Origin of the sequence: Curtobacterium sp. 1310 (genome assembly GCF_017834105.1) — a bacterium.
Classification (GTDB): Bacteria; Actinomycetota; Actinomycetes; order Actinomycetales; family Microbacteriaceae; genus Curtobacterium.
This window is the reverse complement of the sequence record NZ_JAFICY010000002.1, coordinates 294,378-316,582: the sequence shown is the minus strand read 5'-3', so window position 1 is coordinate 316,582 and position 22,205 is coordinate 294,378. Positions and strand designations below refer to the sequence as shown.

14 protein-coding genes and 1 tRNA gene are annotated in these 22,205 nt (G+C 73.3%); 12 read left to right on the top strand and 3 right to left on the bottom strand.

Going from position 1 to position 22,205, the window contains the following annotated elements; all coding sequences use genetic code 11:
* Positions 1-125: 125 nt before the first annotated feature.
* Complete coding sequence (locus JOD95_RS16240) at positions 126-2,489, top strand: hypothetical protein (RefSeq protein WP_245171580.1); 2,364 nt, start codon at positions 126-128, stop codon at positions 2,487-2,489.
* 61 nt (positions 2,490-2,550) lie between these two features.
* Complete coding sequence (gene mfd, locus JOD95_RS05590) at positions 2,551-6,162, top strand: transcription-repair coupling factor (protein ID WP_066652554.1); 3,612 nt, start codon at positions 2,551-2,553, stop codon at positions 6,160-6,162.
* A gap of 225 nt (positions 6,163-6,387) precedes the next feature.
* On the opposite strand, the gene nhaA is transcribed toward mfd, so the two are convergent.
* Positions 6,388-7,566 (bottom strand): Na+/H+ antiporter NhaA, encoded by a 1,179-nt coding sequence (gene nhaA / locus JOD95_RS05585; protein ID WP_209683756.1) that lies wholly within the window; start codon positions 7,564-7,566, stop codon positions 6,388-6,390.
* Between the two features lie 103 nt (positions 7,567-7,669).
* Between nhaA and JOD95_RS05580 the strand changes: the two genes are divergently transcribed.
* The 8 genes from JOD95_RS05580 to JOD95_RS05545 all read left to right on the top strand — a co-directional run bounded on the left by JOD95_RS05580 (position 7,670) and on the right by JOD95_RS05545 (position 16,135).
* The gene (locus JOD95_RS05580; protein WP_209683753.1) at positions 7,670-8,368 is read left to right on the top strand and encodes a MazG family protein; all 699 of its coding nucleotides are present in this window, start codon (positions 7,670-7,672) and stop codon (positions 8,366-8,368) included.
* Positions 8,369-8,691: 323 nt separating this feature from the next.
* On the top strand, positions 8,692-9,936 hold the full coding sequence (gene hisS, locus JOD95_RS05575; RefSeq protein ID WP_209683750.1) for a histidine--tRNA ligase: 1,245 nt from the start codon (positions 8,692-8,694) through the stop codon (positions 9,934-9,936).
* A gap of 98 nt (positions 9,937-10,034) precedes the next feature.
* The gene (gene eno, locus JOD95_RS05570; protein ID WP_058728084.1) at positions 10,035-11,318 is read left to right on the top strand and encodes a phosphopyruvate hydratase; all 1,284 of its coding nucleotides are present in this window, start codon (positions 10,035-10,037) and stop codon (positions 11,316-11,318) included.
* A gap of 375 nt (positions 11,319-11,693) precedes the next feature.
* A complete protein-coding gene (locus tag JOD95_RS05565) occupies positions 11,694-12,251 on the top strand; it encodes a septum formation initiator family protein (RefSeq protein WP_066652590.1) in 558 nt (185 codons plus the stop codon).
* 68 nt (positions 12,252-12,319) lie between these two features.
* The gene (locus JOD95_RS05560; RefSeq protein WP_066652599.1) at positions 12,320-12,868 is read left to right on the top strand and encodes a DUF501 domain-containing protein; all 549 of its coding nucleotides are present in this window, start codon (positions 12,320-12,322) and stop codon (positions 12,866-12,868) included.
* 47 nt (positions 12,869-12,915) lie between these two features.
* On the top strand, positions 12,916-14,391 hold the full coding sequence (locus JOD95_RS05555; protein ID WP_066652606.1) for an NAD(P)/FAD-dependent oxidoreductase: 1,476 nt from the start codon (positions 12,916-12,918) through the stop codon (positions 14,389-14,391).
* 82 nt (positions 14,392-14,473) lie between these two features.
* Positions 14,474-14,547, top strand: a tRNA-Leu gene (locus tag JOD95_RS05550).
* Between the two features lie 259 nt (positions 14,548-14,806).
* On the top strand, positions 14,807-16,135 hold the full coding sequence (locus JOD95_RS05545; RefSeq protein WP_081984684.1) for a threonine/serine exporter family protein: 1,329 nt from the start codon (positions 14,807-14,809) through the stop codon (positions 16,133-16,135).
* 337 nt (positions 16,136-16,472) lie between these two features.
* Here JOD95_RS05545 and JOD95_RS05540 read toward each other — a convergent pair whose 3' ends face one another.
* The gene (locus JOD95_RS05540) at positions 16,473-18,854 is read right to left on the bottom strand and encodes an Ig-like domain-containing protein (RefSeq protein ID WP_209683747.1); all 2,382 of its coding nucleotides are present in this window, start codon (positions 18,852-18,854) and stop codon (positions 16,473-16,475) included.
* Positions 18,855-19,091: 237 nt separating this feature from the next.
* On the opposite strand from JOD95_RS05540, the gene JOD95_RS05535 reads away from it, so the two are divergent.
* Positions 19,092-19,673, top strand: a complete 582-nt coding sequence (locus JOD95_RS05535) for a LemA family protein (protein ID WP_209683744.1) — start codon at positions 19,092-19,094, stop codon at positions 19,671-19,673.
* Between the two features lie 23 nt (positions 19,674-19,696).
* Positions 19,697-20,599, top strand: a complete 903-nt coding sequence (locus JOD95_RS05530) for a M48 family metalloprotease (protein WP_209683741.1) — start codon at positions 19,697-19,699, stop codon at positions 20,597-20,599.
* Between the two features lie 301 nt (positions 20,600-20,900).
* On the opposite strand, the gene JOD95_RS05525 is transcribed toward JOD95_RS05530, so the two are convergent.
* A complete protein-coding gene (locus tag JOD95_RS05525; RefSeq protein ID WP_209683739.1) occupies positions 20,901-22,163 on the bottom strand; it encodes a winged helix-turn-helix domain-containing protein in 1,263 nt (420 codons plus the stop codon).
* Positions 22,164-22,205 lie beyond the last annotated feature (42 nt).

The following is a 22,205-nucleotide window of genomic DNA, read 5'->3' as shown; positions in this document are numbered from 1 at the left end:
CACGGTGTGGGTCGTCCACGCTGCTGTCCGGTTCCCGCCGGGTCCCCGAACTGGGGGACCGTCACGTCCCCCGGTCGTCGGTAGGTTCACCGTCGGGGCGACCGTCCCGACGACGAGGGGGCGACGTGGGGCGAGCACGACACCGGGCAGGACCGACAGACGTCGCACAGCGCTCCGGCACGGGGGTGCGTGCGGTCCTCGCCGTCGTCCCGGCCGCGGTCGCGCTCATCGCGGTCGGCATGGCCTCCCTGCTCACCCAGGACGGCGCGGTCGCAGCGACCGAGACCTGGACACCGACGAGCGCCGAGTCGTCCGCGCCACCGGTCGCGAGCAGCTTCTCCGCCCCGAACGACGTGCACCACGACGTCGACGGACGACTCCTGGTCGCCGACTTCGCCGGGAACGGCCTGCTGCGCCGCGGACTCGACGGCACCTGGAGCGTGGTCGCTCCGTTCGGCACGGCGCCGGGCGACATGTGGAACCCGTCGGCCGTGACCACCCTCGACGACGGCCGCATCCTCGTCGCCGAGGCCGGGCGGCGGTCGATCACGCTCCTCTCCCCGGACGGGCTCGTCCTCTCCCGGTGGGCCCCGCCTCCGAGCGGACGAGCCGTCTCCGAACTCGCGGTGCAGGGGACGACGGTCTTCGCGGCCGTGCCCGGCAGCGGATCGCTCTGGACGGCCGAGCTCGGCAGCGGGACGTGGACGGCGGTCGCGGGTCCGTGGTCCGACCCGAGCGGCGTCGCGATCTCCGCCGACGGTGGAACGCTCACCGTGACGGACGCCGGACCCGACGAGGTGTGGCAGGTCGACCGCGCGTCGGGCGTCGTCAGCGCGCTCGGGTTCCCGGCCGACGGGCAGACCCGGCTCCGCGGGGTGGCGGTCGACGACGGGGACGTCTTCGTCGTGGACAACGGGAACGGCCGCGTCTGGTCGGACGCCGGTGGCGCGTGGGCTCCGGCGTTCTCGACGGCGCCCGACGGATCGGCACTCGCGAACCCGACCGCCGTGTCCGTCGGCCCGGGTCGGAGCCTGGTCGTGGCGGACTACAACCGGCAGCGGATCGTCACCGCGACGTCGTCCGGCCGCGTCGAGGAGAGCCCGGGCACGAGCCCGACCGCACCGACGGCGGAGCCCCTGCCGTCGGACACCCCGACGCCCGAGCCGACCGCAGAGCCGACCGCCTCGCCGACGTCCGACCCGACGGGGGAGCCCACCCCCGAGCCGACGTCGGAACCGACCGCTGCACCGACGTCCGACCCGACGGGGGAGACCACCCCCGATCCGACGTCGGAACCGACCGCTGCACCGACGTCCGACCCGACGGGGGAGCCCACCCCCGGGCCGACGTCGGAACCGACCGCAGCGCCGACGTCGGATCCGACCGACCAGCCGACGCCGGCGACCGACGAGCCCACCCCCGCCCCCAAGGGTGAGCCGACCGACGAGCCCTCCGACGAGCCGAGCGCGACGCCGACGGTGACCCCTGCACCGACCTCGTCGCCCTCCCCGACCGACGATCCCACCGCGGAGCCGACCGCCACGCCGCAGCCCGTCCCCTCGACGGAGCCCGGTCCCTCGACGGACCCGGAGCCGACCGACGAGCCGGGCCCCACCCCGACGCCGCCCGGACCGACCACCCCGGAGCCGACCCCGACGCCGTCGGGCACCCCGGGCGCGACACCGACGACCGACCCGGACCCCCGACCCGAGCCGGATCCCGACCCGACGTGGGGGGCGAGCGCGACCCCGACCCCCTCCGCCCCGGCCACGGCAGGACCGCTCCCGACCGGGACACCCTCGACGGGAGCGCAGCCGTCGCCCGCACCGCCCCCGACGGCCGAGCCGACCGCGGGGCCGGAGCCCGGAGCGACCTCCGCGCCGGAGCCGACCACCGCGCCCGGACCGACCACCGCGCCGGAGCCGACCACGGCGCCCGGACCGACGACCGCGCCGGAGCCGACCACGGCGCCCGGACCGACGACCGCGCCGGAGCCGACCACCGCCCCCGAGCCGACCACCGCGCCCGAACCGACCACCGCGCCCGAGCCCACCACCGCGCCCGGACCCACCACGGCGCCCGAACCGGGGGCGACCACCGCCCCGGAGCCCGGACCGTCGCCCGCGCCCGACGTCTCGTCCGGACCCACCCCCGGTCCGACCGGCGCCCCCGGACCGACGCCCGCACCCGACCCCGACCCGTCGCCCGGCCCGGGCGGCACCACCGGCGGGGGAGGACCGACCGCCCCGACCCCGAGCGACCCGACCCCGAGCGCCGACCCGGGGGCGGCCCCCGGCCGCGGCGGGACCACCGGCGTGACGGGTGCCGACGCGGCGGACGGTGCCGCGCCTCCCGACCGGGCCGGCTCCACGTCTGCGGACCGCAGCCCGACCAGCCTCGCCTGGACCGGCGCCGCACCCGTCGCGCCCGCGCTGCTCGTGGCCGCGCTGCTCGTCCTGATCGGGTCCCGACTCCGTCGCCGCAGCTGACCGTGTTCGCCGCCCGCGCACGCCGGGCCGGGTGTCGGACGCCGCCGGTACCATCGTCTGAGTGACGATCTCGGGCATCATCCCTGCGCTCTCGCGCGCCTCCGCGTTCGATCGCGTCCTCCGCGCTGCCGGGCGTGACGCGGACTTCTCCGTCGTCGACGGCCTGCGGGTCCCGTTGCTCGGCGCGCTGCTCGCCGAGCGCAACGGTCCCCAGTGCCTCTTCGTCGTCACCGCCACCGGGCGCGAGGCCGAGGCGGTGCGCGGCGCCTTCACGTGCACGGTCCCCGACGCCGAGGTCCTCGAGTTCCCCGCGTGGGAGACCCTGCCGCACGAGCGCCTCAGCCCGAGCGCCCAGACGGTCGGCACCCGCATCGCGACGCTCCGCAAGCTCGCCGCGTGGCAGGACGCCGATCCGGCCGACCGCCGCACGATCGTCGTGGTCGCGAGCGTCCGCGCCGCACTGCAGCCCATCGCGGGCAACCTGACGTCGCTCGCCCCGGTCGCACTCGCGACGGGTTCACGCGGCAACGACCTCGCGGCCATCGCGTCGCAGCTCGTCGACCTGGCCTACGCCCGGGTCGACCTCGTCACCCGCCGCGGTGAGTTCGCGGTGCGCGGTGGCATCCTCGACGTCTTCCCGCCCGGTGCCGACCACCCGGTGCGCGTCGACTTCTTCGGCGACGAGATCGAGGCGATCAAGGCGTTCTCGGTCGCCGACCAGCGCACCACCGACGACGACCTCGGCTCGGTCGAGCTCACCGCCTCGCGCGAGCTCCTGCTCAGCGACGACGTGCGCCAGCGGGCACGCGAGATGCTGCACGAGTTCCCGAACCTGTCGCAGATGCTCGCGAAGATCGCCGAGGGGATCCCGGTCGAGGGCATGGAGTCCCTCGCGCCGGCGCTCGTGCAGGACCTCGTGCCGATCACCACCTACCTGCCCGAGACCGCCACGATCGCGGTCCTCTCGCCCGAGCGGGTCGCCGGTCGCGCGCACAGCCTGGCCGAGACGAACACCGAGTTCCTGCAGGCCGCGTGGAGTGCCGCGGTCGCGGGCGCACAGGCACCCATCGACCTCGACGCGGGCAACTTCCTGTCCGTGCAGCAGCTCAAGAACACCCGCGGCCAGCGCACCTGGTGGACGGTCACGCCGTTCGACTCGGGGCTCGACGAGGGTGACCGCGAGCGCGTGCTCACCGACGCCGAGGCCGCTGCCGAGGCCGGTGAGTACATCCGCGTCCGAGCGGAGTCGATCCCGAGCTTCGCGGGCAGCGCGGACGGTGCCGTCGAGCACGTCAAGCAGCTCGTCGACGACGGGTGGGGCGTCGTCGTGACGGCGCAGGGCAAGGGGCTCGTCGAGCGCGCGGTGCAGGTGCTCGCGGACGCGGGTGTCGCGGCTCGTGCCGAGGACCTCACCGCGCCGCCAGAGCCGGGTGTCGCGATCGTCACCACCGCCACCGTCGAGGCCGGCTTCGCGACCCCCGACCCGCGGATCGCCGTCCTGAGCGAAGCCGAGTTCTACGGCCGCAGCGTCCAGCAGGGCGCCCGCACCGTCAAGAAGCTCGCCGCCCGCCGCAAGAACGTCGTCGACCCGCTGCAGCTGAAGCCGGGCGACGTCGTCGTGCACAACACCCACGGCATCGGCAAGTTCGTCGAGCTCGTCTCGCGCGAGGTCAGCTCCGGCGGTCGCAACGCCGTGAAGACGCAGCGTGAGTACCTCGTGCTCGAGTACGCCCCGTCGAAGCGGAACTACCCGGGCGACAAGCTCTTCGTCCCGACCGACCAGCTCGACCAGCTCTCCCGGTACGTCGGCGGCGAGAACCCCACCCTGTCCAAGATGGGCGGCTCGGACTGGTCCGCAGCGAAGTCGAAGGCGCGCAAGGCCGTCCGCGACATCGCCGTCGACCTCGTGAAGCTGTACTCGGCGCGCATGGCCTCGAAGGGGCACGCGTTCGGCCCGGACACCCCGTGGCAGCGTGAGCTGGAGGAGGCCTTCCCGTTCGCCGAGACCGCCGACCAGCTCACCACCATCGACGAGATCAAGCGCGACATGGAGAGCCCGATCCCGATGGACCGCCTGCTCTCCGGCGACGTCGGCTACGGCAAGACCGAGGTCGCGATCCGCGCGGCGTTCAAGGCCGTGCAGGACGGCAAGCAGGTCGCCGTGCTCGTCCCGACGACGCTGTTGGTGCGTCAGCACATGGAGACGTTCCAGGAGCGCTTCGCGGGCTTCCCCGTGCACCTCCGCGCACTCAGTCGCTTCCAGACCGAGAAGGAGTCGAAGGAGACGATCGCCGGCCTCGCCGACGGCACCGTCGACATCGTGATCGGCACACACCGCATCCTGTCGCAGAACATCGCGTTCAAGGACGTGGGGCTCGTCATCATCGACGAGGAGCAGCGGTTCGGCGTCGAGCACAAGGACCAGCTCAAGAAGCTCAAGACCAACGTCGACGTGCTCGCGATGTCCGCGACCCCGATCCCGCGGTCGCTCGAGATGGCCGTCACCGGCATCCGGGAGATGTCGACGCTCGCGACCCCGCCGGAGGACCGCCACCCCATCCTGACCTTCGTCGGGCCGCAGTCCGACCTGCAGGTCGCCGCCGCGATCCGCCGCGAGCTCCTGCGCGAGGGCCAGGTCTTCTACGTGCACAACCGCGTGAAGGACATCCAGTCGGTGGCGTCGCACCTGGCCGAGATCATCCCCGAGGCCCGGATCCAGGTCGCCCACGGGCAGATGTCCGAGGGCACCCTCGAGCAGGTCATGGTCGACTTCTGGGAGCGCAAGTTCGACGTGCTCGTGTCGACGACCATCGTCGAGACGGGCCTGGACATCGCCAACGCGAACACGCTGATCATCGACAAGGCCGACAAGTACGGGCTGTCCCAGCTCCACCAGCTCCGAGGTCGCGTCGGCCGCGGGCGTGAGCGCGGGTACGCGTACTTCCTCTACGACGCCGACAAGCCGCTCTCCGAGACCGCGCAGGACCGTCTCGAGACCATCGCCGCGAACAACGAACTCGGCGCCGGTATGCAGGTGGCCATGAAGGACCTCGAGATCCGGGGTGCCGGCAACCTGCTCGGTGGTGAGCAGTCCGGGCACATCGCGGGGGTCGGGTTCGACCTCTACCTGCGGATGATCGGCGAGGCCGTGTCCCAGTTCCGGGGAGACGTCGCCGAGGGGCAGACCGAGCTCCGGCTCGAGATCCCGGTCGACGCGCACATCCCCGAGGACTACGTCGAGTCCGAGCGGCTCCGGCTCGAGGCGTACCAGAAGCTGTCGGCCGCATCGGCTCCGGCTGCGCAGCCCGAGGCGATCGACATGGTGCTCGACGAGCTCACCGACCGCTACGGCCAGCCGCCGCAGCCGGTGCTCACCCTGGTCGAGGTGTCGCGCCTGCGGCGCATGGCGCAGCAGGTCGGCCTGTCCGACGTCGTCGTGATGGGGTCGAACCTGCGGATCGCGGGCAAGGAGCTCGCCGACTCGGCCCAGGTCCGGCTGAAGCGCATGTTCCCCGGCGCGCGGTGGTTCCCGCAGCAGGACGCCGCGAGCATCCCGCTGCCGAAGCCGCACGGCGAGACGCTGCCCGACGACGGGCTCATCGAGTGGGTGGAGAGCATCCTGACGGCCGTCTACGGCGCGTCCAAGGCCCCCGCGGAGGCGCCCGCCTCCTGACACGGTCCGGCGCGAAGTGACGCGGCCCGACGCGGCCTGGAGGCGCGGTGCCAGCCGGTACCGCGCCTCCAGGCCGTCGGGTGGCCGTCTTCCGACATCGCACGTGTCGTCGTCCGACATCGCACGTGTCGATCGACCCGTGCGGAGTCGTACGATGCGCCTGCAACGACACGTCCGCGGTCGTCCGACCGCGGACGTGTCGCAGCGCAGCGGCCGCTCGGTGCGCTACTCGGTGGCCTCGGCCTCGGAGAGCTCGCGTCGCGCGCGGTAGCGGCGGGCGCGCAGGCTGACGACGACGGCGGACGCGAAGATCGCGATGCCGGACCCGACGAGCACGGCGAGGACGCCCTCGTCGAGGATCTCCTCGTTCCGGGCGAACGCCAGCTCGTTCATGAGCAGCGAGACCGTGAAGCCGATCCCGCCGAGCACGCCGACCGTCACGATCGACCAGAACGAGAGCGTCGATCGACCGGGGGCGCGGAAGATGCGCGTCGCGACGGCACCGAACAGCGTGATGCCGATGACCTTGCCGACCGGGAGCGCGAGGACGACGGCCCAGAACGTGGGGGAGAGCTCGCCGATGCCGACGCTCGGGATCACGACCGCCGCCGAGGCGAAGGCGAACACCGGCAGGACGACGGCGTTCGACCACGGCTCGACGTTCTCGTGCAGCGTGTGTCCCGGACGGCGGGGCAGGACGAGACCGAGCGCGACGCCGGCGATGGTCGCGTGCACTCCCGAGTGGTACACGAGCCACCACGTCACGAGGCCGACCAGCACCATCGCGGCGATGATCGACACGCGGCCGGTGCGGCCCGGACGCAGCAGCCGACCGAGCACCGCGAAGACGGCGAGGGCGACGACCGCACCGCCGAGCGCGAGGAAGTCGGTGCCGTGCGCGAAGACGACGGCGATGATGACGATCGCGATGAGGTCGTCGAGCACCGCGAGCGCGAGCAGGAAGACGCGGAGCGTGGAGGGCAGCCCTCGACCGAACATCGCCAGGACCCCGAGCGCGAACGCGATGTCCGTCGCGGTCGGGATGGGCCACCCGTGCTGGTAGGGCGTGCCCGAGGTCACCAGGAGGAAGATCCCGGCCGGCACGAGCACGCCGCCGACCGCGGCGATCGCCGGGATGACGGCCGTCTTCGGGTTCGAGAGTTCCCCGTCGAGCAGCTCCTGCTTCAACTCGATCGCGACCAGCAGGAAGAAGACCGCGAGCAGGCCGTCGCTGATCCAGTGCGACACGGACAGGTCGAGACCGGACGCTCCCCACGGCGAGTGCGCGTCGAGGGCTCGTTCGAGGCCCGGTCCGAGCGGCGAGTTCGCCACGAGGAGGCCGAGCACGGCGGCGGTCAGGAGCGCGATCGCGCTGAAACGGGGGGAGCGGACGAGTGCCGACATGGATCTCCGACGGTGTGCGGGTACGGGTACGGAACCGTCGACCAGACTTCCCGACACACCAGGGGTGAGCCTACCGGAGCGGCCTGCGTGCGAGCATGACGCCATGACCGCCGTCACGGACCTCGTCGAAGTCGTCGACCGCCTGCTCGCCCCCGACGGCGGTTGCGTGTGGAACCGTGCACAGACCCACGCATCGCTCGCGCGGTACGCCGTGGAGGAGTCGTACGAACTCGTCGACGCCATCGACTCCGGCGACGACGACGACCTCCGCGAGGAACTCGGTGACGTGCTCTACCAGGTCGTGTTGCACGCCGGACTGGCTGCAGCGCAGGGCCGGTTCGACCTCGAGGACGTCGCCGCCGGTGCTCGCGACAAGATGGTCCGTCGGCACCCGCACGTGTTCGGTGCCGAACGGGCGGACACGGAGGCGGAGGTCGTCCGGGTGTGGCGGGCGGCGAAGTCGGCCGAGAAGGCGTCGCGCACGAGCGTCCTCGACGGTGTCCCGAGGGCGATGCCGCCGCTGGAGCGAGCCGTGAAGCTGCTCGAACGCCTGGAGGACCGTGGCGACGCCGCCACGGTCGTCGCCGCCGCCGTGCGCGCATCGGGGCGGGAGATCGGGAAGACAGGCGGGTCGGCGGACGTGGGCACGGTCCGGTCGGCGGGTGCGAACGCTGTGGACGAGCGGTGGGGCGCGCGCATGCTCGCCGAGGTCGCCGCGGCGCGGGAGGCGGGCGTCGACGTGGTCGCGAGCCTGCGCGCTGCGGTGACCCGGCTGGAAGCCGAGGCGCGCGTCGGGGAGTGAGGCGGGCCTCCGAGGCCGGTGGGTTGCGCCGCTGAGGCGGGGCCGTCGCCCTACCGAGACGGGGCCGTCAAGCCGCTGAGACGAGAGAGCGGGCACCCTCCCAACCCGAAAAAGGAGGGTGCCCGCGAGCGGGCCACGACGTGCCAGGGGGACACGACGACAGGGACGCCCGCTCGAACCGCGGGGCACCGTTGCAGCACACCGGCCCCGCGAACGATCTGGTGGCCGGATCAGGAGGCCGCCAGACCGAGGTTCTGCATCCAGAGTATCAGTGGACCGGATGCGGCGCAAGGTCGTGCCCTGGTTCTGGCAGGATTGGCGGCATGGCGACGACCGTGACGGCTCCCCGTGGCATGCGTGACTTCCTCCCGGCGGACAAGGCCCGTCGCGAGCACGTCCTCGGGGTGGTCCGGGACGTGTACGCGCGACACGGGTTCGACGAGATCGAGACCCCGGTCGTCGAGGACGCCGCACGCCTGCACTCGGGGCTGGGCGGCGACAACGAGAAGCTCGCGTTCGCGGTGATGCGCCGAGGGCTCACCACCGAGGACCTCCAGAAGGCGGATGCGCCGCTCGACCTCGCGGACCTCGGGCTGCGCTTCGACCTGACGGTCCCGCTCGCCCGCTTCTACGCCTCGCACCGCGCCGAGCTGCCCTCGGTGTTCCGTGCCGTGCAGATCGCACCCGTGTGGCGTGCCGAGCGTCCGCAGAAGGGGCGCTACCGGCAGTTCGTCCAGTGCGACATCGACATCCTCGGCGAGCCGGGGCAGCTCGCGGAGATCGAGCTCATCCGCGCGACCACCGCCGCGCTCGACGCGCTCGGCATCGCGGACACCACCATCCGCATCAACGACCGACGCATCCTGCTCGCGCTGCTCGCCTCGTGGGGGATCACCGACCCGGACGCCGCGGACCGGGCGCTGATCACGGTCGACAAGCTCGACAAGATCGGTGCGGACGGTGTGGCCGCCGAGCTCCGCGCGACGATCGGCGCCGACCTGCCGGGCCTCGAGGACACGATCCGTGCGCTCGAGGCCGCGGACTGGGCATCCGTCGAGGGGGCGCCGTGGCTCGATGCCGAGGCGTTCGCGGACCTGCTCCGCCTCCGCCGGGCCCTGCCGGGCGTGGACCTGCGCTTCGACCCGACACTCGTGCGCGGCATGGGCTACTACACGGGCACGATCTTCGAGGTCGCCCACCCTGACTTCGGCTACAGCCTCGGCGGCGGCGGTCGCTACGACGGCATGATCGGACGCTTCCTCGGGCAGGACGTGCCCGCAGTCGGGTTCTCGCTCGGGTTCGAGCGGCTCGTCGACCTCGTCACGCTGCCGGAGTCGGCCGAGTCGGACGCCGTCGTGCTCCTGTACGACAAGGACGTCGACCCGGTCCGCCTCGCGGCGCTCAAGACCGAGGCCCTCGCGTCGCACCGTCGCGTCCGGCTCGAGCGGCGGCCGAAGAACACCAAGAACCTGCTCGCGAGCCTCGCCGAGCAGGGCTTCGCGGCCTTCGCCGGTGTGCGGGCCGACACGGAGACCCTGGAAAGTGTCGAGTTCCGCCCGCTGGCGTGAACTCCTCCACACCCGACGTCATCCGCGGCGAGGCGTCCACCGCGCCTCGGTAGGATCGACCCGCTGTCCACCACAACCGAACTCGTAGGGAGTACCCCGTGGCCCAGATCGATGCCGTAGGCGCACGCGAAGTCCTCGATTCCCGAGGCAACCCGACGGTCGAGGTCGAGGTCCTCCTCGACGACGGCGTGGTCTCGCGCGCGCTCGTCCCGTCCGGTGCCTCCACCGGTGCGTTCGAGGCGTACGAACTCCGCGACGGCGACGCGAACCGCTACGGCGGCAAGGGCGTCCTGAAGGCCGTCGACGCCGTCCTCGACGAGATCGGCCCGGCGCTCGAGGGCTTCGACGCCACCGACCAGCGCCTCGTCGACGCCGCGCTCATCGAGCTCGACGGCACCGAGAACAAGTCCCGCCTGGGCGCCAACGCGATCCTCGGCGCCTCGCTCGCCGTCGCCCGTGCCGCCGCCGACTCGGCCGACCTGCCGCTGTTCCGCTACCTCGGTGGCCCGAACGCGCACACGCTGCCCGTTCCGCTCATGAACGTCGTCAACGGTGGCGCGCACGCCGACACCAACGTCGACATCCAGGAGTTCTTCCTCGTGCCCTACGGCGCCGAGAGCTTCTCGGAGGCCCTGCGCTGGGGCGTCGAGACCTACCACGCCCTCAAGGGCGAGCTGAAGAAGCAGGGTCTCGCGACCGGCCTCGGCGACGAGGGCGGCTTCGCCCCCGAGCTCGCCTCGAACCGTGCTGCGCTCGACTTCCTGCTCGCCGCGATCGAGAAGGCCGGCTTCACCCCGGGCAAGGACATCGCGCTCGGCCTCGACGTCGCCGCGACCGAGTTCTTCCACGACGGCAAGTACGCGTTCGAGGGCAAGCAGCTCTCGAGCGAGGAGTTCACCGGGTACTTCTCGGACCTCGTCGCGAACTACCCGCTCGTCACCATCGAGGACGCCCTGGCCGAGGACGACTGGGAGGGCTGGAAGCACCTCACCGCCGAGCTCGGCTCGAAACTGCAGCTCGTCGGCGACGACCTGTACGTCACGAACCCGAAGCGTCTGCAGCGGGGCATCGACGAGCAGGCCGGCAACTCGATCCTGGTCAAGGTGAACCAGATCGGCACGCTGACCGAGACCCTCGACGCCGTCTCCCTGGCGCACCGCCACGGCATGACCGCGATCCTGTCGCACCGCTCGGGCGAGACCGAGGACACCACCATCGCCGACATCGCGGTGGCCGTCGACGGTGGCCAGATCAAGACCGGTGCCCCGGCCCGCTCGGACCGCGTCGCGAAGTACAACCAGCTGCTCCGCATCGAGGAGGAACTGGGCGACGCCGCCGTCTACGCCGGCCGCACCGCGTTCCCCCGCGCCGCTGCGCTCTAGGTCGCACCCGCACCACCACGAGACGCCGTCCTCCCCCGGGAGGGCGGCGTCTCGCCGTCCCCGGGCGCTCCCGTCGCCGTCGAACTGATCCGCCCTCGCCCTCGAATCGGTCTGCTCTCGCCCTCGAGCGGGCAACATCTGCGACGTCCGGCGCAGCAGTCCGACGGATCTCGCCCACTCGGCGGACGCGAGCGGCACGTCCTGCCCGTTCGACGGCCAGCTGGCTCAGCGGTGGACGCTCGGCGGTGGGTGGCGGACGGGAGGCGCGTGGCGGCCGTGCGCCGCGCCTCCCGGCCGCTGGGAGGGTGCCGAGCGACGCACGACGGTCCGCGTGCCGGGTCACGTGACCGTGCCGTGCCGGGTTATCGTCGAGCCGTGCCCAGCCAGAAGCCCCGCGTCCGCCGCATCCCCGTGGCCGTGCCGGAGTCCGGTGCGCACGAGCAGCCCTGGTACCGGTCCATCCGGTTCTCCGGCTTCAGCCTCCTCATGCTCGCGATCATCGTGCTGTTCGTCGTCGTGCTCGCCCCCTCGCTGCGGACGCTCATCCAGCAGCAGGAGCAGATCGCGCAGCAGCAGCGCGAGGTCGCAGCGCAGAAGGCCGACGTCGCGCAGAAGAAGCAGGACGTCGCGCGGTGGGACGACCCGGCCTACATCGAGGCCCAGGCCCGCGACCGGCTGCTCTACGTGTACCCGGGCGAGGAGAGCTACCTCGTGATGGGTGCGGAACAGGCGAAGGGGTCGGACCGGGCCGAGACCGACTCCGGCAGCCCGGTCAGCTCGACGGTGCAGACGCCGAAGGTCGACTGGGTGCAGGCGATGCTCTCCAGCGTGCTGCAGTCCGGACTGACCGAGAAGACCACCGAGCAGCTCGTGGCGCCGGACGTCTCCGGCACCGGGGACCCGACCGGCGCCGCGACGAGCGACAGCAAGTAGGGCAGCCGGGGGCGCCGCGACGTCACGGAGTGGGACGGCGACCAGGACTCGGGTAGGCTCACGTGCCCGTGACGACCCCTCCCTTCGATCCGCCGTCCGACCGCGACATCCAGGTCGTCTCGGCGCAGCTCGGGCGACCGGCCCGCGACGTCGTCGGGATCGCTGCACGGTGCGCCTGCGGCAACCCCACCGTCGTGTCGACGAAGCCCCGACTCGCGAACGGCACCCCGTTCCCGACGTTCTACTACCTGTGCCACCCCGCCGCCACCGCGGCCGTGAGCACGCTCGAGGCGAACCACGTCATGCCGGAGCTCGCCGCCCTGCTCGAGGACGAGACCGTCGCGGCGCAGTACCGCGCGGCCCACGAGTCCTACCTGGCGGACCGCGAGTCGATCGAGCACGTCGACGAGATCGACGGCATCAGCGCGGGCGGCATGCCCACCCGCGTGAAGTGCCTGCACGCGCTCGTCGGCCACGCCCTCGCTGCCGGACCCGGCGTCAACCCCATCGGCGACCTCGCGCTCGAGCGCGTGGACTGGTCGCCCTCCCGCTGTGAGTGCCGGGCGTATGATGGCATCGCAGACGCTGGAGTCGGGGCGGGTGGCGGCGAAGACTGACCAGCCTCCCGGCAAGCAACCACCCCACTCCAAGGAGATCATCCCCCGTGCCCAAGATCCTCGTCGTCGGCGGCGGCTACGCCGGTTTCTACACCGCCTGGAAGCTCGAGAAGCACCTGCGTCAGGGTGAAGCCGAGGTCACCATGGTGGACCCGCTGCCGTACATGACGTACCAGCCGTTCCTGCCCGAGGTCGCCGCCGGCTCGATCGAGCCGCGTCACGCGATCGTGTCGCACCGTCGTCACCTGAAGAAGACCCGTGTCGTCACGGCGAAGGTCACGAAGGTCGACCACGCCACGAAGACCGCGACGATCACCCCGGCCGAGGGCGAGGCGTGGGAGGAGTCCTACGACCAGATCGTCATGACCGCCGGTGCCGTCTCGCGCACCTTCCCGATCCCGGGCGTCGCTGACGAGGCCATCGGCCTGAAGACCATCGAGGAGGCCGCGGCGATCCGCGACAAGATCCTCACGAACTTCCACAAGGCGGCGAACCTGCCGGCCGGTCCCGAGCGCGACCGACTGCTCACCGTCGTCGTGGTCGGCGGTGGCTTCGCCGGCATCGAGGTGTTCGCCGAGCTCCGCTCCTTCGCGTCCGACCTGCTGAAGAGCTTCCCGCAGCTGTCCTTCGACGACACGCACTTCCACCTGGTCGAGGCGATGGGCCGCATCATGCCCGAGGTGTCGCTCGAGACCTCGCACTGGGTGCTCGAGAACCTCGCGTCCCGCGGCGCGACGGTGCACCTCGAGACCCAGCTGGCCTCGGCCGAGGGCGGCGTGTGCCAGCTCAAGGCCAAGGACGAGTCGATCGAGACCATCGAGTCCGACCTCATCATCTGGACCGCCGGCGTCATGGCGAACCCGATGGTCAAGGGCACCGACTTCCCGCTCGAGCAGCGCGGTCGCATCCGCGTGCAGCCCGACCTCCGCGTGGTCGACGACAACGGCGTGATCGCCGACGCGTGGGCCTGCGGTGACGTCGCGGCCGTGCCGGACCTGACCGGTGGCGGTGTCGGCGGCTTCTGCGTGCCGAACGCCCAGCACGCCGTGCGTCAGGCGAAGCAGCTCGCGAAGAACCTGGTCGCGGTCGTCCGCGGCGAGGCGACGACGGACTACAAGCACGAGAACCTCGGTGCCGTCGCGGGCCTGGGTCTCGGCACGGGTGTGTTCCAGTCCGGCAAGTTCGCCATGAAGGGCTTCCTGGCCTGGGGCGCCCACCGCGGGTACCACGGCCTGGCGATGCCGTCGTGGGAGCGCAAGTGGCGCGTCATCGGCGACTGGGTCGGCGGCTTCTTCCTGGGCCGTGACATCGCGTCGCTCGACGACCGTGAGACCCCGCGTGCCGCGTTCGAGGCCTTCGCGTCGCGCCCGAAGCCCGCTGCAGCCGAGGAGCCCAAGGCCGTCGCTGCCCCGGCTCCGGCGGAGGGTCAGCCGGCCGACGCGGCCGGCCCCGCGTACGCCACCCCGGCCGAGGACGTCTCCAAGGACGCTGCGCCCGTCGCCGCCCCGGCGGACGCCAAGTAGCACCAGCACCAGCACCAGCACCGACGGCCGTCGCCCCACGTGGGGCGACGGCCGTCGTCGCGTCGGTAGGCTGTTGCGGCCCGCCCCCGTGGCCCAATCGGTAGAGGCACGCGACTTAAAATCGCCGAGTTGTGGGTTCGAGTCCCACCGGGGGTACGCGAGGCGCGGGTGCGCCGCCGGCCGCGCCGCCGCGCTGGCCGCGCCGAGCAGCGCGGCCGCTGGCCGCGCCGCCGCCGGCGACGGCGGGCGAGACTCGGCTCCGCGGACAGTTTCGCGGATCGGCCGTCGCGAACGTGTCCGCACAGGCGAGTCTCGTGCGAGCGCCCCGCCGTCCGCACAGCCGAGTCTCGTGCGAGCGCCCCGCCCGCACAGCCCCGCCCGCACAGACCCCAGCCGCGCAGTAGCATCGACGTCCGTGGTCGGACTCGGAAGCGCTCTCGCGAACCTGCGCAACGCGCTCAACCGACCCGAGGCGCACGTCGAGGTCGTCGACGGCGAGACGGTCCCCACCGGGATGCTGCTCGGGACCCTCGGCGCCCTGCTGCTCGACGCCGGCAGCTCCGTCACCGACGTCCGCTCCGCGCTCGAGAAGGCCCGCGACGCCGCCGGGGTCGGACCGACGCTCGCCGTCGGCGTCCTGCCCGCACTCGTCATGGTCAGCGAGGTCGCCACCGGCGCCGCCACCATCGTGAACGCCGAGGGCGTCGAGCTCTCGTCGCGTCAGGCAGCGCGGGCGAACCGCCTCGTGCTCGGCCTGGAACGCGGGTCCATCGCCCTCGCCGAGATCCCCGCCCGGGTGCGCGCGATCCGGACCGGTACCGTGCCGCCGCCGGCGCTGCCGTGGATCACCGGGAACGCCCTCACCTCGGTCGGACTGGCCGTCGTGTTCCGCTGCCCGTGGTGGGCGATCGTGCTCGCGCTCGTCGTCGGTGCCCTGGTCGGTGTGCTCAGCCTGGTGCTCCGCCGCTTCCGCGAGGCCGTCGCGATCATCCCGTTCCTGGCCGCGTTCATGTCGACGAGCGTCGTCGGCCTCGTCGCCGCCGGCACCGGGTTCGACCACGTGCCCCTGTTCGCGGTGTGTGCGCCCGTCGCGGTCTTCGTGCCCGGCGCGCTGATCACGAACGCGCTGCTCGAGCTGACGGCCGCCGACATCGTGACCGGAGCCTCGCGCCTGGTGCAGGGGCTCATCACGCTCGGCTTCATGGCCGCCGGTATCGCCGCGGGGAGCGCCCTCACCGGCCTGCGCGTCGACCCGTCGTCGGCGGCCCTCGTCGGCGAGGTCGCCGGCGTCGGCACGCTCCGCGGTGGTTGGGAGGCCGTGCCGTCCTACTGGGTGTCCTGGGTGGCGGTGGCGGGCCTCGCCGTCGGCCTCGGGCTCGTGTTCCGCTCCGGCTGGCGGCTCACCGTCGTGTCCGTCGCCGTCATGATCAGCGCGTACGCGGTCGTGAGCGGGACGACGCCGGTGTGGGGCAGCGTGGTCGCGACCGGAGCTGCGGCCGCGCTGCTGTTCGTCGCGACGCGGTTGCTCGAGCGTGTGGTCCCGGTGATCCCGGCGACGGTGTCGTTCTTCCCCGCGTTCCTGCTGCTCGTGCCCGGCACCGTGGGACTCGTCGCGGTGACCACGTTCGACCCCGTCGCGCTCGGCACGCCCCTGGCCACGTTCGTCAGCCTGTGCATCGGGACGAAGATCGGCGGCCTGCTGCCCGGTCTGTTCCGGCGGAACGCCCCGCACCGCGTGGCCTGAGACCTGGGGCTCGCGGCGGTCGGGAGGCGCGCGGCCGCCCCGTCACGTGCCTCTCGTCCGACCGGTACGGGCCGGGAGGCGCGTGGCGGGCGAACCCGGCGTCTCCCGTCCGGTGGGTGGCGGGCCGGGAGGGGCGTGGGTGGCGAGCCCGGCGTCTCCCGTCCGGTGGGTGGCGGGCCGGGAGGGGCGTGGCGGGCGGGCGCGGCGCCTCCTGTCCGGTGGGTGGCGGGCCGGGAGGGGCGTGGCGGGCGGGCGCGGCGCCTCCTGTCCGGTGGGTGGCGGGCCGGGAGGGGCGTGGCGTGCGAGCCCGGCGCCTCCCGTCCCGTGGACGGACCGGTCAGCGGTGCTGTGCGGCGGTGCGCGAGCCGCGCAACCAGACCCAGCAGCAGGCGACGGCGGCGGCGCACAGGGCGGACGCCACCGCGGTCTCGGTCGGTGAGGGGACAGCGGGAGCTCCCGCGCCCGCCGTCACCGCCGCCAGCGCGACCCCAGCGGCGGTGAGGCCGACCCAGCGCGCACGCGCCCCGGCGACGAGCACCGCACCCGTCGACCCGGGCAACGGCAGCAGCGACACGACGAGTGCCCCGACCGCGCCGACGCAGAGCGTGGTGGCGAACTCGGCCGTCAGCGTCGTCCAGAAGCCCGACCCGTGCACCAGCGAGTGCAGGACCCAGCCGACGGTGGCGACGCCGAGCAGCGCGGCCGAGCGGGCCGTGGCGCTCCGGACCCCGCGGGCGAGGCTCGAGCCCAGTCGCAGGGCGGCGGTGTCGGCGCCGGGGCGGCCGACCGGGACGAGGACGGCCCCGACGACCAGGGCGGGGGAGAGGTCGGTGACGCGGGTCAGGGCGCAGCCCAGCACGGCGGCGAGCACGAGCCAGGGGGAGACGCGGAAACCGACGGCGGCGCGGTCCTTGCCGGCCGCCCAGCGGGTGGCCAGGACGACGACCCCGGTGGTGACCGCCGAACCGAGCAGCACCGCGAGCGCGAGCCGGACGTAGCGGGCCTCGAGCGCGACGCCGACACCGAGGAGCGTCGTGACGACCACGATCCCGACGCCGACGGCCGCCGCGGCCCAGGTGGGCAGGACCTCGTCCCCGAGTCGTCGCTCCGTGCGCGAGCGGTTGCGGCCGAGCAGCGCGGCGAACGGGTTGCGCAGGCGACCCCGGGCCGCGGCGCCGACCACCGCGAGCGGCACGGCGACGAGCACGAGGAACCCGGCGGCGACGCCGGTGGCGAGCAGGACGGTGCCCCACGAGAACGAGGCCTGGATCGTCGGGACGCCGCGGTCGTAGGCGGTGTCTGCGGTCCAGTCGCCCGCGGGGCCGGACCAGTCGGGCACCCCGCTGGTGCTGCCCCCGGCGCCTGCCGTGCCGCTGCCCCCGGCCGTCCCGGTCGACCCGCCGCCGCTCGTGCCGGTGTCGGTCGGGGTCCCGGTGCCGTCCGTCGCACCGGACGTGTGGTCCGGCGTCGTCCCCGGCGTGCCGGACGACGACGTCTGCCCGCCCGGGGCCCCGGAGGCACTCGCGCTCGGCCCGGCGCTCGGCGCTGCGGTCGCGTCGCTCAGCACGACGCGGACCCCAGACGACGACGGTGAGGAGTTGCCCGCGGCGTCCTGCTGCATCGCGCTCAGCACCCGGGTCCCGGCGGGTGCGGTCGCGCCCGTCGTCGTGCACGCCCACCGGCCGTCGGCACCGACGTCGGAGCGGCACACCGGCGAGCGGTCGACGTACACGGTGAGGACGGCGCCGGGCTCACCGGTGCCGCGCACGGTGAACGGCTGGGAGCGGACGCGCTCGTCGGACTCCGGCGTGGTGACGACCGGTGCTGCCGGGGCGGTCCGGTCCACGACCACCGTCCGCGGGGCCGAGGGGGCGCTCCGCAGGTCCGAGCGGAAGCCGTTCGCGGTGCTCGCGGTCTGCGCCGCGGAGACCGTGATGCGCCCGTCGCGCGCGCTGCCGGGCAGCGCGACGGTCCAGCGACCGCCGGCGTCCACCCGCGCGGTGCGGTCGGTCGGGGTGCCGGAGACCGACACGGCGACGGTCGCTCCGGGCAGGCCGGTGCCGGACACGGGACCCGAGGTGGGACCGTCGGTCGTGACGGCCGGCGGGACGACGACGTCCGAGGCCGGAGCGCGGGACGACCCGAGCGCGGCGTCGGTCTCGTCGGCGACCGTGAAGACCTGCTGCGGGCCCGAGCGGACGGTGGCGATGCACGACCAGGACCCGTCGGTCGCCACGGTCGTCGTGCAGCCGCTCGAGCCCGTGGCCGCCGGTCCGGTGACGCGCAGCCGGTGCCCGGGGGTCCCGGCGCCGTGCAGCCGGACGGTGGCGGTCGTGACGTCGCCGGGGTCGGCGATGCTCGGGCGGACGGCGGGGCGGTCCGTCGGCGAGGGTGCCGGGGAACCGGTGTCCGGTGGCAGGGTGCCGAACTGGGGGAAGGGCGTCGGGGAGGCGGTCCGGGCCGCGTCGTCGTCCTGCTGCGGCACGGTGTCGGTGGTGGACGTCGTGGACGTCGTGGACGTCGTGGTCATCGCGGTCGCGGACGTCGTCGCGGGCGCGGCTGCGGCGGGCTGTGCGCCGAGCAGGACCGTCCCGGTGGCGAGCACCGTCACCAGCGCCGCGGCCAGCAGCCCGACGCGCGATCGGGGTCGACCGACGGGACCGCCGCCCCCGACGGTCCCCTCCTGCGCGTTGTCCCCGAGCCTGTCCACCGTCTCCATCACACGCGATCATCGGGCTCGGGTCAATCCACCACCCGGATGATGTGTCCCGGGACCGATCCCCGGCTGGGGGTCCCCGGACGGTGGGTGTGCGCCACTCGGGAATCCCCCGTGAACCAGACTGCGCGAACGGGTCGTGCCGGTGCGCCTCGGTACACTCGTGGACGGTCGTCCCACGGCCACGCACCGGCCGCGGTCCCACTGCGCCGGACCCGAAGCGCAAAGGAGTACGCCCAGATGGACACCGGACTCGTCACGACGCTGATCGTCGTCGGAGTGGTGGTGGTCCTGCTCGTCGTGGTCGGGATCTACCTCTGGGTGACCTACAACTCGCTCGTCACGCTGAAGCTGCGCGTGGACGAGGCGTGGAGCGACATCACGGTGCAGCTGAAGCGCCGCGCGGACCTCATCCCCACCATCGTCGAGACGGTGAAGGGGTACGCCGCGCACGAGAAGTCCGTGTTCGAGTCGGTGACGCGCGCCCGCGCCGAGACCCTCGGCGCATCGGACGCCTCGAGCGCCTCGGAGGCCGAGGGGCACATGCAGAAGGCCCTGAAGGGTGTGTTCGCCGTCGCGGAGGGCTACCCCCAGCTGCAGTCGAGCCAGAACTTCCTGCAGCTGCAGTCGGAACTCGTCGACACCGAGGACAAGATCCAGTCCGCCCGGCGCTTCTACAACGGTGGCGTGCGCGAGCTGAACACGAAGATCCGGGTCTTCCCCAACTCGACCTTCGCGAAGAGCAAGGGCTTCAGCGAGGCGACGTTCTTCGAGACGGCCGAGCCCGCGGCGATCGCCGAACCGCCGCGCGTCCAGTTCTGACGCCGACCGGGGCGGCCTGACCCGTGTACAGCGCCATCGCGCGGAACAAGCGCAACACCGTCGTCATCATCCTGGTCTTCCTGCTCATCGTCGGGGCGCTCGGGTTCCTGGGCGGCTACCTCGCGGGCAACGTCTCCGTGGGCGTCATCGTGCTGCTCGTCGCGCTCGGGTACGCGGTGCTCCAGTACTTCCTGGCCGGGCGGCAGGCGACGGCCATCGCCGGCGGCGTCGAGATCGACCGGAACACGGAGCCGCGGCTCTGGCGGACGGTCGAGAACCTGGCGATCACGAACGGCATGTCGATGCCGCGGATGTTCGTCATCGAGGACCCGGCACCGAACGCCTTCGCCACCGGACGGGACCCGGAGCACGCGATCGTCGCGGCGACGACCGGGTTGCTCGCGATCATGGACGACAGCGAGCTGCAGGGCGTCATGGCCCACGAGCTCGGTCACGTCAAGAACTACGACATCCGCGTCTCGACCATGGTGTTCGGCCTGGTCGTCGCGGTCGGGTTCCTGGCGGACGTGCTCCTGCGCATCTCGATCTTCAGCGGGCTGAGCGGGCGCGGGCGGAACAGCGACTCCGGGGGTGGAGGTGGCAACCCGATCGTCCTCGTCGCGGGGATCGTGGCCGTGCTCGTCGCCCCGATCGCGGCCGCGGCGGTGCAGGCGGCCGTCTCGCGGCAGCGGGAGTACCTCGCCGACGCCACGGGTGCGATGACCACGCGGTACCCCGAGGGACTCGCCCGTGCGCTGGAGAAGCTCCAGGCGTACGGCCGACCGACCCGGTCGCAGAACTCCTCGATGGCGCACCTGTGGATCGCGGACCCGATGCGACCGGGCGTGATGGACCGGTTGTTCTCCACGCACCCGCCGCTGCCCGACCGGGTCGCGCGACTCCGGGGGAGCCTCGACCGGTTCTGACGGGCGCTGCCGCCGTCGCCGCCGTCGCTGCGATGCCGGCGCCGAGACGCCGGTGTCCACTCGAGACGGACTCGTGCCGGCGAGACGCCCTCGGAATCCGCGGCGTCTCGACGACGATGCGGCGTCTCGACGACGAAGCGGCGTCTCGACGAAGCGGCGTCTCGACGACGATGCGGCGTCGCCGCGACGCGGCGGCGTCTCGCGGGCCGTGCACGACCGGCGCGACGGAGCGGCGGGTGACGGGACCTCGACCCGAGCCGGACGGGCGGGGCGGACGGGCGCCGTGCCTCCCGGCCGCTGGTCACACGACCGTGTCGTCCTCGGGAGCCGGAGCATCGGCGTCGTCCGCCGCCTCGTGCGGGACGAGCGCGACCCCGAGCGCCGCGGCCACCGCACCCGCGGCGGTGCCGCGATCCGTGACCACGACGCCGTCGAGGCCCTGCCACGCCGCCGCCCGCCGCAGCGTCTCGGCGAGGCGCTCCGCGTCGAGGTGCTCGCCGGGCTCCTGCCAGGCAGTCCGGACCCGGAGCACGCCGCGCTGCCGATCGCTCTTCAGGTCGACGCGTCCGGTCAGCCGGTCGTCCTGCAGCACCGGCAGCACGTAGTAGCCGTACACACGCTTCGGTGCCGGCGTGTAGATCTCGATGCGGTAGTGGAAGTCGTACATGCGCTCCGCGCGACGCCGGAACCACACGACGGGGTCGAACGGGCTGAGCACCGCGTCGGCGGCGACGTGGCGTGGGACCCTGGCATCGACGTGCAGCCAGGCACGGTCCCGCCAGCCCGCCACCCGCGCCGGCACGAGTTCGCCGCGCTCCTCGAGCTCCGTGATCGCGGCGGCGGTGTCGTCCGCACGCAGGCGGAAGTAGTCGGCGAGGTCCGCGCGGGTCCCGACGCCGGACGCGCGCGCGGCACGCCGGACCAGCTCCGTGACGGCCGTGTGGCGGTCGGGCGCGGCCTCGAGCGTCCCCACCGGCAGCACCTGGTCGGGCAGGGCGTAGACACGCTCGAACCCGGCGCGTCCGGCGCTCACGACCTCGCCCCAGCGGAACATCTGCTCGAGCCCCGCCTTCACGTCGCTCCACCCCCACCACGGCCCGCGTCGGACGTTCGCCTCGTGCTCGACCGCGCTGGCGGGCAGGGGCCCCTCGGCGGCGAGCAGTGCGCGGAGCTCCCGGCGGACGCTCGCGGTCCGTTCCACGCCGGCGATCCGGTTCGGTCGGGCGTCGCGTTCGCGGTACGCGTCCATCCGCCACCGGAAGAGCGGGAGGTCCGTCCGCGGCAGGAACGCCGCCTCGTGCGCCCAGTACTCCGCGTAGGGGCCGGAGCGCCGCATGGTGAGCCGGTCCAACGTGTCCCGGTCGTAGGGACCGAGGCGGGCGAAGAGGGGCAGGTAGTGGCTGCGTTCGAAGACGTTGACCGAGTCGATCTGCAGCAACCCGAGCCGGCCGATCGTGCTGGTCAGGGTGCGGGTGCCCACCGCGTCGCGCGGGGGTGCGCCGAAGCCCTGGGCCGCCAGCGTGACGCGGCGGGCCTCGGCGGCGGAGAGCGTGGACCGGACCATGGCACGACGCTACCGATCGGCGCCGACACCGGGGTCGCGCCG

Coding starts and splice junctions, on each gene's coding strand:
- JOD95_RS05580 (WP_209683753.1), top strand. CDS start 7,670: ATGACCGCCGTCACGGACCTCGTCGAAGTCGTCGACCGCCTGCTCGCC.
- JOD95_RS05540 (WP_209683747.1), bottom strand. CDS start 18,854: ATGGAGACGGTGGACAGGCTCGGGGACAACGCGCAGGAGGGGACCGTC.
- JOD95_RS05525 (WP_209683739.1), bottom strand. CDS start 22,163: ATGGTCCGGTCCACGCTCTCCGCCGCCGAGGCCCGCCGCGTCACGCTG.
- JOD95_RS05535 (WP_209683744.1), top strand. CDS start 19,092: ATGGACACCGGACTCGTCACGACGCTGATCGTCGTCGGAGTGGTGGTG.
- nhaA (WP_209683756.1), bottom strand. CDS start 7,566: ATGTCGGCACTCGTCCGCTCCCCCCGTTTCAGCGCGATCGCGCTCCTG.
- hisS (WP_209683750.1), top strand. CDS start 8,692: ATGGCGACGACCGTGACGGCTCCCCGTGGCATGCGTGACTTCCTCCCG.